Raw genomic sequence first — 12653 nt, 5'->3', positions numbered from 1 at the left:
TCTTCGTCAGGGCATCAGTTGCTCAACTGCCCCTTCTGTACGGCCTTGATGAAGGTGGTCCAGCCTTCGGCGGGGAACATGAGGACCGGGCCGAGGGGGGTCTTGCTGTCCCGTACGGGGATGACGGTGGCCTGGTTGTCGGAGACCTCTATGCACTCGCCTCCGTCCTGGTTGCTGTAGCTGCTCTTACGACTGCGAGTCCACGATGGCCGCCGTCGGCTCCGTTTCTCTGCCCTCCGCCCGACGGACACGCTCACGAAGCCGATCATGCAGTTCCCGCACCAGGCCGTGGTCGCGCCAGCGGCGGAAGAACGCGTAGACGCGGGCCCAGGGCGGGAAGTCCGCGGGCAGGGACCGCCACTTGATCCTGTTGTCGCGACCAGGTAGCGGACCGCGTCGAGTATCTGGCGGTGGCAGTAGCCCTCGGGCCGGCCGCCCCGGCTCTCCATCCACGCCGGCGTCGGAAAAGCCTGCTTGGCCCACACACGTGCCTCGCTCCATTCGGTGAACCGGCGGAATTCCGTTACGCCCGACAGCCCGAAACCCAGCGGCAGTTGGTTCCAGGTGCAGCCCGAGGTGGCCACGAAGATGATCGCCGCCAGCACCTCCCGGTCCCCTCGCCGACGATGTCCACCACCCTGCGGGCGTTCCGGAGCCGGCGGGACCACCCGCTGGAACAACTCCCACAGGTCTTCCGGCGCCAACCGTTCGACAAGCGCAGCAGTCATCACCCCAGGCTGCCGCAAGATCATGCTAACTGAAATGGCGTCTAAATCACCGGTATTGGGACTAGTCCCGTTCGCTGAGGCAAAGCAATTCCGCGAGCTGGAGCGAACGACGTGCCGTGGGGTCGACCGGGCCTCGTTATGCCCCGCGTCCTTGCTCCCGGTGCTCCGGAGCGGGGAGCCCGCGTACGTCGGTTCCCGTGCCGGACGCCGCACCACGTCGTAGCCCGCTCCGTGCAGGAGCCCCGTCGGGATGGTTCCCGACGGGGCTCCGCCGTATCACCCGCTATCACACGGCTGTCACCAACTGGGCGGACCCACCCGAGCCGGAAGGCCCTGACCTGCGATTTCGTGCCCGAGCTGGAATGGCTGGACGCCGATGGACGGCCGTTACAACCTGTGCCATGTTGTCGCAAGGGAAGGGCCCAGAATCAGGACTGGTGGGTCTTCTGGCCCGTCAAAGCGGTATTGCAGGGTATTCGTAGTCGTCTCACTCACCCGACCACGCTCCCACGTCTCACATTTCTCTCACGACAGGGGTCGGGGGAACGGTCAGACCACTCCAAACATCCGCTGCCGAGCGGAGGTCCTCCACGTCCGGTTTCACGTACCAGCGCTTCGTCGTCCTGACGTCGGCGTGCCCCGCCCAGCGGGCGAGAAGGTGGTCGGGAACCCCATGGTTCGCCAGGTAGGTGAAGCAACTCGCGCGGGCATCGTACAAACGCACTCGCCGCAGCGCGTTGTCGGCCATGACCTTGTACGCCTGCTCGCGCAACTGCCGCACGTCGAGTGGAGCCCCGAGCACGTCCACCAGCACATACCCGCTGCCCTCGTACGCCCGCCCTGCCGCCAGCCTCTCCGCTGTCCGAGCGGCCTCAAAGCTCCTGAGGGCCTCTCTGACGGGAGCAGGCAGCGGAAGGCTCCGCTCGCCGCCGATCGACTTCGTGTCCTTCTCCACCACGGTCGTGTTCCCCATCAATGTGCGGGTGTTGGCAACGGCCAGGGTGGCTTGGTCCAGATCCAGATCGGCCCAGCGCATGCCGCATACCTCCGCCGGGCGCAGACCCATCAGCGAGAGGAGGAAGGGGGCGTACAGCCAGTGGTCCTTCACTGCAAGCACGAAGGCACGGACCTCCGCGACACTCCAGGGTGGCACCTCTGCCTTGGCCTTGCGCTCGGCCTTGCGCACCTTCCGGGGGATCGTGACTTCCTGGGCGACATTCACCGCGACCAGACGTCGTGTCACGGCCCGGTTGAGGGCCTCCTTCAGCCGCGTGAGGGACATCTCCACCGAGGTGACCCCAAGCCCAGGCCCGGCTTTCGTGTCGCGTACCCGGCCCTCCCGAAGCGCCCACAGCATCCACGCCTCGACATCGTCCTCGGTGAGCTCTTGAAGCCGGATGTGCCCAAGCCTGCCCCGGACACGGTCCAGGGTCACCCTGTAGGTGGAGATCGTCGACTCTTCCAGGTCCTCCGCCTTCTTCGCGAGCCACTGATCGAGCCACTCGTTCACGGTCATCGTGTGGGATGGCACCAGCGCCCCTTCGTGACTCCGCACCGTGATACGCGCGTACTCGGCCTCCACCTCCCTGAGCGTGCCGAAGGTACGCGTCAACTGCTTACGCTTCCCAGTGGCCGGATGGATCCCGACGTCGACCACAAATCGGTACCGGACCTGCCCCTTCGCGTTCGGCGGCAGCCTCTTGATCGGATCAGACAGGATCACTCACTCTCCTTCAGGGGGCGTGGAAACTCCACATCAGCGAAGGCGCCGCCGCATTGCAGCTAAGGGCACCGCAGTCATCAGGGCAGCAGACAACAGCGCTCTCCCCGTCCGGGGTTTACGACGCTGCCTGCCGCATCCGCCACCGCTCCGCTGCCAAGCACAGCCGAGTGCGAACACCCCCAATACTCCGGACGATCCCCGGTTTCGGAAACCGGGGATCGTCTGCTATGTACCACCTCGCGAGGGGAGAGCTTGCCCGTCGCAGTTATGCGGACCGCCCTCGAGAGTCACCCCGTCGAACGCAAGGTCAGGAGGCGCACAGCACACGACGGGTGCCAACGATCCATCATCAGCGGGAGTGTCTTGTTCTTGGCTCTGTCTCGTAGTCGGTGGTGAAGTCGAGTAGTCGTTCACGATCATGATCTCGTGAAGGATGTCAACTCCCCTGTCAGGACAGTGTTTTCCGGGCTTTCGGCGCTGGTCATCGAGGACGTGGCGAATGGCGGCGACGCTCAGGTGGCACGGGAGTTATGCGGCCGGGCGGCGACCCGTCTTGCCATCCTGCTGGCCGTGCACGTTTCCCGCAGTACCGCGCTGCACCATCTGCGGCGTCTGCCGCTGCCCCGGCGGGCGGTCCCACGGGTAATCGGAGTGGATGACTTCGCGCTCAAGCGACGTCACCGCTACGCCACCATCCTGACCAACGCCGAGACCGGAGAGCGGATCGACGTGTTGTCCGACCGCACCGCGGACACCCTGGAGAAGTGGCTGCGCGAACATCCTGGTGCCGAGGTCGTGTGCCGGGACGGATCGGCCACCTACGCCGAGGCCATCCGCCGCACTCTGCCCGACGCGGTGCAGGTCAGCGACCGCTGGCACCTCTGGCGCAACCTCTGCGACAAGGTCCTGCTCGAGATCCGCGCGCATGCCGGCTGCTGGGCCACCATCAACCCGCCCCGCCCCGGCGGCATACGCGAGCAGACCACCCGCGTACGCTGGAACAAGATCCACGATCTCCTCGGCCAGGGCGTTGGCCTACTCGAATGCGCCCGCCGCCTCAGCCTGGCTCTGAACACCGTCAAACGCTACGCCCGCATGCCCGAACCCCAGGCCCTGCGTCTCACCCCCGCCTACCGGCCGACCCTCGTCGACCCCTACCGCGACCACCTTCGCGAGCGACGCCGAGCCGACCCCGCCGTCCCCGTCACCCACCTGGTGCGCGAGATCCGAGACCTGGGCTACACCGGCAGCGCCAATTTGCTGGTCCGCTACCTCAACCAAGGCCGCGCCGAAGGCGACCGACCCGTCACCACGCCCCGTCACGCAGGCCGCCTTCTCCTTACCAACCCCGAAAACCTGCGGCTGAAGGAAATGGCACTGCTGGAGAAGATCACCGCGGCTTGCCCGGAGATGACCCAGCTTGCCGATCTCATACACGTCTTCGCGACCCTGCTGAAACCAGCCGAGGGAAACGACCTGAAGCTCACCGAGTGGATCACGACCGCTCGCGCCGCAGCGCTGCCCCACCTGCACAGCTTCACCAACGGCCTCGAAATTGACCGGCTCGCCGTCAACGCCGGCCTCACCCTGCCCTACCACAACGGCCGCACCGAGGGCGTCAACACCCGCACCAAACGGATCATGAGACAGATGCATGGACGCGCGGGATTCGACCTCCTCCGCCACCGCATCCTGCTCGCCTGACAGTCACCCACCGTCACCACCGACTACGGGACAGAGCCAAAAACAAGACACTCCCGCCTGATCAGAGAGACATCCCACAGGTGGGCAGTGCGGCCACATTTTGCAGGAAAGAGCACCAAGTGGGGGGTGGATGTCCGAGTAGTGCGCTAAAAATCAGTACGGGGCAGAAGAAAGCGCGGGGGACGTGATGTTGCCAATCACCTGTAGTGCGATCCGTGGTCGTCGCTGGGTCACGACCGCGGGCCGGATACGGAGCCACCGGATATGGGGCTGCCAGCGAGGGGTGCGCCGTTGTCCTTCCATGAGCTGACTCTGGGCTGCGACGCGATGCCGGGTGAGGTGAAGGAGGAGTTGGTCGCCTTCCTCGAAGACGTGGCGCGGGTGCGGCGTGGGCCTTTACACGTGTGCACCGCGTTCAACGCCGTGTACTTCGGATATGACCTTGATGCCGGCGCCTACAGCACAGGCACCCTTGACCCGGAGGCGTTCACTCTCCTGGGCTCCGATATCCGGAATCCGCTGCCGCCGGTGGGTTCCTTTGTGCGAATAGAGCGTGGAGCGCACTCATTGTGGGGAGAGGTCTGTGCGTCGTTCGGTGCCTCGCCCGACGTCGAGGAGGACGGATGGACTCCGGGCGCACTGTCGGGAGCACCGTTTTCGGGTGGGCCGGAGGTCGCGCTCGCGCGTGCGGTAATTGACTGGGACGCTCTTGGAGCGTTGACGTCCGTTGAGCACAAGGAACTTGCCCGAATGCGTAGGTCCCCTGCTGGGGTAGTGAACCGGTGGGGCCACTTGGTGGGGACTGCCGACACGAGCGGTCTTATGTCCGGGCGGGACCACAGCGGGCTGTACCGGCAGTTTCTCATGGGCCCGGGACAGCGGTTGCTGGCGGCGGGAGACCTGGGCCCGTTACTCCAGGACTCTGCGGACACCGTGGCGGCGGAGCGTGCTCTGCAGGAGTGCTTCAGAACCTTGGAGGAGTTGTTGCGCCAGGCTCCGGGGTTGGCTGTATGGGACCTGTATGCACAGCCTGTTGACCGGCATCAGCAGTTCGCGTCCGGCCCGGTGGCAGCAGAGATGGTGGATCGGTTCACACGACCGGCCCCGGGAGGTTCGCCACGCTACACCGCGGTATGGCCGGTGCTGGCTGGTTGGGAACGCGAGGTGGGTGATGAGCACGCGTTGGAGCTCACCGCGGCGGCCTCGGCAGTGGTTGATGCCAACCTTGCGCTGGCCTACCAGGCCACCGCAGGCGATCTGCGCCGCAACGTGGACTTGCGGATCGATGACAGTTGGCAGCAGGGCGGCATCTGGCGGGCTCAAACGCTGCCGGTTGACGCGGTGTTGGCGGACTGCGACCCGTTGACGCCAGCTGGCTTGGGGCATCTGGAGCATCTCCTACCTGGCGCTGCCAAACGCACGGGCAGCGCCAGCCCTAGGCAGACCGACTCTGTGGTGCATGTGGAGCATCTGGACGAAGCGCTGCTGGTGGTTTCGGTGGCTCTATCAGAGGCGGACCTGTCGGCCGGGCGACTGCCGCTGCCGGATGCGGTGCCGTCGCTGTTAGGCAAGGGGCCTTTGACGCTGGAGGTACACCACAGCGGCCAGCTGTTGGATCGTGATCTAGCCCGGCAGCATACGCAACGAGGGCCCGGCGGGCTGGTATCCGTGAACTGGCCGGATTCCTTCTACCCCGGCATCAAAGTCACTGTGGCTGCTGCGCGCTCCGGCCGGCAATTGATAGTCACCACGACGCTCCTACCCGATCCCGTGCGGGTGGGGGACGCTCTCCTGGCCTGGTGCTTCGACCCGGTGCTGCTGGCCGAGGCGTGGGGCCTGCTGGATATCCCGCCCCCGCCGTTGAGTCCCGGGTCGCCGACGCATCGGCCGACCGGTGGGGGGCATCGGCCGCCGGTGACGGCACTGGAGGTACTGATCGTGGCTGCATTGTTGCGTGATGGAAGGGTCGGTACGGCCCGCTCCCGGTCGTTGGACGGCCAGCAGTTGAGTGCGGCAATGTTCGGCCCGGATGTGGTCACGCCGCCCTTGTTGTGGACGGTGATCCACACCTGCGAGGACATGGCGGCGGCTGGTCTCCTTACCCGCACGATCGTCGCTCACGACGGCGTGCTGCCGGAGGTGTTTACCTGGTGGCCCGACACCGAAGAGGCCCGGGAGGCACAGCGAATCGCCGTGGGCGCCGATACGGCCGTGCGGCAAATACGGCACTGGCGGCGCCCCTGGGAACGCAGGCTGCCGGACGGGCACAACGCCACCCCCGCTGCACGTGCGCGATATGCCCAGTGGCGTATCGAGGTCGACGGCCCTGACGCTGACACCGAGCTACCCGAGGGACACACATTCGTACGCGGCCATCGCAGGGGCGAGGGACAGGCCCCCGCCTGGCACCAGCATCTGCAGCGCTGAACTACTGAAAGGAATCCTGTGGCACGACGCACGCCGCGTACCCCGCATCACACTCTTGCTGAGCCGCAACGCACCCAGTACTTGGCCCTGGAGCAGGCCGTCGCAGAACTGCCTGACCCCGTCGGGGATGTGCTGGCACTGGTCACCGAGGAGCAGCTCTCCTCAATGCTGGAACGCCTCAGCCGTAAGAACCGCACCGCGGTTCTGCAGGAGTTGCGCACTCCATCGGTCGGGCAACCGAGCACCCACGCGGTACGGCAGGCGCTGGGAGCCTTGCGGCGCAGCGAAGGGGCTCAACAGACACACACCATCGGCACGCTCACCCAGCCCACGCTCGACGGTATGTGGGACGGACTGTCCACCTGGTTGGAACAGGGGTCTGACCAAGACCTTTCCGGATTGGAAGAGCTGGCTCCGGACCGGACCGTACTACTGCTTACCGGTCTGGTTCAGTGGAGGGTCACACACCTTGCGGTCCCATTGCTGCACTTGGTGCTGCGCGACCATCCCCTGTCGTCGTGGCCTGCCGAGGATGCCGACGCCATTGTGCGGGCCTGCCAGGCATTCGAGGAAGCCCATCGAAGCCGTCCGATCGACAGCACGGCGTCCGAACCAGCTCCTCGGCCGGTGGAGCCGCCCGTCGATAGAGAGGAACCCACGGTACCGGATGAACCTGTCAGCACCATCGATCTGAGTACCACAGCAGCCTGTACGACGCAGGCCGAACGATTGCGTGATGCCTTTGCGTCGGCCACCCAGGTCGTATCCGAGGCTGCGACCTTGCTGGCGGCAGGCAGGGTGGTCCCCCCTGACCTGCTACAACCTGTCACGCAGGTAAGGCAGGTTGTCGATGAGGTGCACACCGAAGTAGCGCTGGCACTGCACGAGCCCGGGCCGTATCCGGAGCAGGACCTTCCGGGCCTGCTGGATGCGCTGGAGACACTGGGAGCTGCGGCTGACCAGGATTACGCACTACGGGAGATCCTGCAGCGCGTCACAGCGGCGAGCGGCCCGGTGGGACACCCAGCGATAGCACAACTTCGTACAGCCGCAGAGTCGTTGTTGGCCGTCAATAAGTGGGCTCCTCAACAGGTTCAGGAGGCTGAATGTCTGGCCACGGTCGCGGAGCTGGCGTACGCAGTGGAGTCGGACGATGACGATGGTGCCGACGCACTGACCGAGCGACTGCGTCAGACACTGCCCCCGGCCATCGCACCTGTGTTGACCTTGATACTGCGCGGCAAGGCTGTCGTTCCATCTGTTCCCACCAGCGCCGACCTGATAGGCGGGGACGATCCAGGAGGCGCGCACGAACCGGCACCACAAGTATCGGCTTCCTTGGAACTCCCGCCCCTCCAGAAACCAGGTGGCATCCCGCCCAGCGACGGTGCGGAGTCTTCAGACACTGATGCATCGCTGATCCCGGTCCCCCGTCACGGGTTCGACGTCGAGCCAGGAGCTCTGGCGGCTGGTTCTTCCAAGCCAGCACCGCCCTCAGCGGCTCCTTCGGCGGACCGTACGGTGACCGTCGACAGGCAGCGCACACCAGTGCGACCAGCGGCCGCCCACACCACGGCGGAACTCGCAGTCTCGAAGCCAGATACGCCTGCCAGTCTTCCTGCTCCTGCTGCCTCTCCCCTCCTTGCCGATCTGACCGCGCGGGGCCAGCTAGCTCTCGCTCACCACGCCGCTAACGCTCTCGGCAGCCTCGCCACCGCCTCGGCGCTGCGCTCCCTGGTCCTGGCCGAGGCCATGCGCTCGGACACCGGCGCCTGTGCCCACGAACTACGTGCGGCGGTGACCGATCAGCTGCAGCACGGTGTGCCGGACTCCTTGGCCGATCAGTTGATCGTGTTGGCCGCCGCCGTCCGGTCCGGTCTGCTCGCAGGAGATCCCGACAGTGGCGAACTCGCCTTGAAGATCGCTGCGCAGTGGCACGACTTGCCCGGAACCAGCGCGGTCGCTACCGCAATTGCTCACGCGTCCGCCCGGGGACAGTTGTCTGGACGAACCACTCTCAATGTCCTGGCCGCCCGCCCCGATACTGGTGATGACCTCGCCGTCATCTGCGACACTGCCCGCGCCGAACTGCGCACCAGCCCCAACCTCAGCAACCTGCGGGCAAAGCAATTCGCCGAACAGTGGTGGGCACCCGACGGCAGGATCGGCGCCCTGCTGCATGCAGTGGCCGATGACCGACGGGACTTGGCAACCAGCACCCGACAGCAGTTGCGGGACCTGGGTGCGCCCGGGGCGCTGTCCACCTTCTTGGACGCTGACGACAAAGCAGCCCGAGGCACATCCCGCAAACTCAAGAACGCTGCCCGCTCGCGAATACTGCAGTACGCCGCCAACTCCCTCGACGTAGTCCAACAGTGGCTGGTGCTCATCGCCCAGGTCCAACCCCGTGCAACCGACCCTCTTTCGTTCCTGCACGAGGCGGTCCAGCCGCACCGCCAAGGCATGACCGATGAGCTGACCGCCCTGACCGAGACCGACCCGAAGTCCCTCACCGCGGCCGCGGCACGGAGCTGCTTGTCGAGCCTTGAGACAACGGTGCGGCTTTTGGCTGGCGGAACCCTCACCGGCACCGAGCCTGAACCGTCCACCGTCCTGAACAGTGACCTGCTGCGGGCCCCCGGCCTTGAGCTCAACTCCCGCCTCGTCCCTTCCCGTACCCCGACGCTGGACGACGTCACAGTCGCCGACCGCGCCGACTGGGCCCAGGCGGTGCGCGCGAATATCGACCGGGAGAACTACGCCATCGCCCGGATCGCCCTGGACGCACTGGAACAAGCGGACACTACTTCCCCAACGCTGACAGACGAACTGCGTGCCACGTTGCACACCCGGCGTGCCCATAGCGGCAGCGCGATCAAAACCCTGCACGGCGAACTGACGCGCGATATCGACACCGCCACCCGGCTGGGCCGGGTGCCCGAGCACGGGCGCGCCCGGATCACCGCCCGGATGGAAGCCGCGCACAGCGCACTGGCCGGCGATGCTCTCGGTGCTGTCCGCCGCGAGTGTGAGGCCATTCGCGAGGAACTCACTGTTCTGGGTGCCGAGGCCGCCCGGTCCCTGCAGGAACGGGCCACCGTGGAGCTCAACGAGGCTGACGCGCCCACCCGACTGACCGACGCTGTAAGACAGCTGATCGTCGAGGGTGACCTTGCGACGGCCGAAGAGTACTTGCTGGCGGCCCGCGAGGGGAACACGCCGCCACGTGCACAGCACACCACGCTGGCCGACTTCGATGCCTTTTTCCCTGCGGTCCCACAAGCCCTGGCCGATGGCATCACCCCCGCGGTGATCACCGCGGCCGAGAACGGCACCAGCCTGGGCCCCTTGGACTTCGGCCCCCTGTCCCCCGGTGATCGCAAAATCGCCGTGGCCGCACTCACTGCCTGGCACCACGTTGCCACCCGATGGGCCCAGGTCCGCACCAACACCTACGTACTGAGCCCGGCTCTGCGTCTGGCCGGTATCGAATATGAGCGCGAGGCCGATCCCGGCCTGCCGGTCGCCTCAAACCTGCGCCGGTGGGTCGATCTTCGCGACGTGACACTGATCGGCAAGGTTCGCCTGCCGGCTTTCGGTACGCAAGCGGACGGCCGACTGCGACTACTGATGACGTCCGAGGTCACCGACGCTGCCAAGCTCCTCGCCTGGGTCCAGCAAGATCCCAGCTCCATCCCCGTCATGATCGCGTTCATCGGCACCCTATCTCCCGCTCAACGCAGAGCCCTGGCCGCAGCCTGCGCCGAACATCCCGCCAAACCCGTTCTGGTACTGGACGCTGCTGCTCTGGCGTACCTGGCCTCCCGCGGCAGTGGCCAGTTCACCTTGACTGAACGCATCCTGGCCCCGTTCAGTGCCATCAATCCCTACACCCCCGACGCCAACGAAGCCGTGCCGGAGGAGATGTTCTACGGTCGCGCCGAGGAACTGTCCGCCGTCACTGACCAGCACGGTGTCAGTCTCTTGTACGGCGGGCGCAGGCTGGGAAAGTCGGCCCTCCTACGGGCCGCTGGTCGCCGCCACGCCCTCACCGAAGGTCATGTCGCGCTCTACCTACCGCTGCCCAGTAGCCTGGCCTCGGGCACAGAGGAAATCTGGGACATGATCTCCACCGAGCTGGGTCGGGCAGGGATCGGTCTGGCACCCGGCCGGCGCGCCTCCACCGCGTTTCGGCGTGTCCGGGATGCCGTCACGGCCTGGCTCGATCAGGACCGGACCCGACGGTTGCTGCTCCTGCTCGACGAGTGCGACTCCTTCTTCGACGCCGAAGCCGACGCCGGCTTCCCTCAGACCACCCGCCTGCGGGACCTGATGAGCGCGACCGAACGCCGCTTCAAGCCCGTCTTCGCCGGTCTGCACCAGGTCCAGCGCTTCGCCGGTCTGCCCAACCAACCCCTCGCCGAGGCGCACTTCGGCAAAGCCCTGGGCATCGGCCCCCTCTCCCCTGGCCCTGCCTACCGTCTACTCCAGGAGCCCGCTGAAGTCCTGGGGATCAACTTCGCGCACGACAGCCTCATCCACCGCCTGCTGGCCTACTGCAACTACCACCCGAAACTCCTTCAGGTCGCCGGCGAGGCCCTCGTCAGCGAAGCACTGGCCAGCCGCACGCCCGATGGGCCGCCCTGGACCATCGACAACGACATCCTCGAACGCGTTGTCGGCTCGCCGGACCTGCGACGTCGTATCCGCGACACCGTGCGCCTCAACCTCAACCTCGACCCCCGCTACAAGGTCATCGCATTGCTCATCGCGCACAACGCCCACACGCATGGCGTCGAACACAGCATGAGCACGCGCGCCCTGCGCCAGCAATGCGCTGAATGGTGGCCCGAGAGCTTCACCCACCACACGGCCGACGAGTTCCGCGTCCTGCTGGAAGAGATGCTGGGCCTGGGGATCCTGGCCACCGAACGTGACGGCTGGCGCCTGCGCTCCTCCAACGTCCTGCGACTCTTGGGTACCCAGGACGCCATCGAGGAAGAACTCCACGCTCACGACCCCAACGACATCTCCACCCGTCTGTCCATCAGCCAGGCTCGGCGCCCGCTTCCCGGCGCCCGAATTAGTCCCCTGACGGAACAGCAGATCGCAGGTCTGGTACGTCGCAACAACGCGCTGCGCATCGTGCTTGGCACCGACGCCACCTGCCTCGATGACGTCACCGCCGCGCTGACCGACCAGCAGCAACGCACCCCCAGCGAGCTGGCCCCCCTGATCAAACCGGCCACACCCCACGCATACCGCCAGGCGCTGAGCGCAGGCAAGGCCCGCAGCCCTCACCGGCTGATCGTCAGTGACATGCGACACTTCAAGCCCGACCGCGTCGATACCGCTCTGCGCGACGCCATCACCCGCCAACCCGCCTCCGGCGTAACCCGCTGCGTCATCGCCCTCATTGACGCCGGGAATCGCGAACACCTTGAGGTCCTGTCCCGCTACGCGGAAGAGGACATTCTTGTCCCCCTGCAGCGCGCCACCACCGACGGCATTCGCAGTTGGGTCACCCCCACCGATGTCCTGACCGCCTTCAACGCCCCGGAAGACCGCCGCCGCCTCTTCGCCACGACCGGCGGTTGGCCGATGCTGCTCAATCAAGCCGCCGAGCTGGCCGCCACGAGGCACAGCGCAGCGGACATCTGCCGCACCCTGCACGACGCCCTCGCCACCCCCGCCGGTGCCAACCAGCTTCTGGAAGCAGCCGCCCTCACCGGTCCGGCCCTGCAGGGCATCCTGCACGACCTGTCCGAACTCGACGAGCCCCTGTCCGAAGACGACCTCGTCGACCTCCTCACTTCAGAACACCCCGACGCCGCTGACGTACTGGCCACCCTGCGCCACATGTCAGCCCTGACCGAGACACCCGGCACCGACGACTCGGCGCTGGAAGCAACCATCGCTACTGCCTGGCGTGCACACGGACCACGCTAACCATCGCAGCGACACACAAAACATCGTTAACCTCGCCGTTTCGGTTGGGGCGGAGTCAAGTGGTGGCCGGAAACGCGAAAGTGCCTTCTGAACTGGGACGATGAACCTTGTCGAGGGGTTCT

At 66.3% G+C, this 12653-nt stretch carries 6 protein-coding genes and 1 pseudogene; 3 read left to right on the top strand and 4 right to left on the bottom strand.

Going from position 1 to position 12653, the window contains the following annotated elements:
• Positions 1–14: 14 nt before the first annotated feature.
• The 4 genes and pseudogenes from ACZ68L_RS42860 to ACZ68L_RS42845 all read right to left on the bottom strand — a co-directional run bounded on the left by ACZ68L_RS42860 (position 15) and on the right by ACZ68L_RS42845 (position 2451).
• Entirely contained in the window at positions 15–269 is a 255-nt protein-coding gene (locus tag ACZ68L_RS42860; RefSeq protein WP_469589322.1) for a DUF397 domain-containing protein, read from the bottom strand.
• Positions 187–501, bottom strand: a complete 315-nt coding sequence (locus tag ACZ68L_RS42855; protein ID WP_469589319.1) for a transposase — start codon at positions 499–501, stop codon at positions 187–189. Before ACZ68L_RS42855 ends, ACZ68L_RS42860 begins: the two co-directional genes overlap by 83 nt.
• Positions 471–728, bottom strand: a pseudogene (locus tag ACZ68L_RS42850) (transposase); the annotation flags it as partial. The gene ACZ68L_RS42855 and the pseudogene ACZ68L_RS42850, both read right to left, overlap by 31 nt.
• A 514-nt stretch (positions 729–1242) precedes the next feature.
• Positions 1243–2451 carry a tyrosine-type recombinase/integrase gene (locus tag ACZ68L_RS42845; protein WP_469589293.1) on the bottom strand — a complete coding sequence of 403 codons (1209 nt, stop codon included), beginning with the start codon at positions 2449–2451 and terminating at the stop codon, positions 1243–1245.
• 456 nt (positions 2452–2907) lie between these two features.
• On the opposite strand from ACZ68L_RS42845, the gene ACZ68L_RS42840 reads away from it, so the two are divergent.
• The 3 genes from ACZ68L_RS42840 to ACZ68L_RS42830 all read left to right on the top strand — a co-directional run bounded on the left by ACZ68L_RS42840 (position 2908) and on the right by ACZ68L_RS42830 (position 12531).
• Positions 2908–4155, top strand: a complete 1248-nt coding sequence (locus ACZ68L_RS42840) for an ISL3 family transposase (protein ID WP_469589315.1) — start codon at positions 2908–2910, stop codon at positions 4153–4155.
• 291 nt (positions 4156–4446) lie between these two features.
• Positions 4447–6582, top strand: coding sequence for a hypothetical protein (locus tag ACZ68L_RS42835; RefSeq protein ID WP_469589290.1), 2136 nt, complete (start codon positions 4447–4449; stop codon positions 6580–6582).
• Positions 6583–6600: 18 nt separating this feature from the next.
• Positions 6601–12531, top strand: coding sequence for a hypothetical protein (locus ACZ68L_RS42830; RefSeq protein WP_469589288.1), 5931 nt, complete (start codon positions 6601–6603; stop codon positions 12529–12531).
• Positions 12532–12653: the final 122 nt, after the last annotated feature.

The organism is Streptomyces sp. NPDC104309, assembly GCF_055584025.1.
Note: the sequence above shows the minus strand (reverse complement) of the source record. Positions and strands in the feature narration are given on the sequence as shown.

Excerpts from the sequence above, each read along its gene's own strand:
- ACZ68L_RS42860 (WP_469589322.1), bottom strand. The coding sequence starts at position 269 with ATGATCGGCTTCGTGAGCGTGTCCGTCGGGCGGAGGGCAGAGAAACGG.
- ACZ68L_RS42855 (WP_469589319.1), bottom strand. The coding sequence starts at position 501 with ATGGAGCGAGGCACGTGTGTGGGCCAAGCAGGCTTTTCCGACGCCGGC.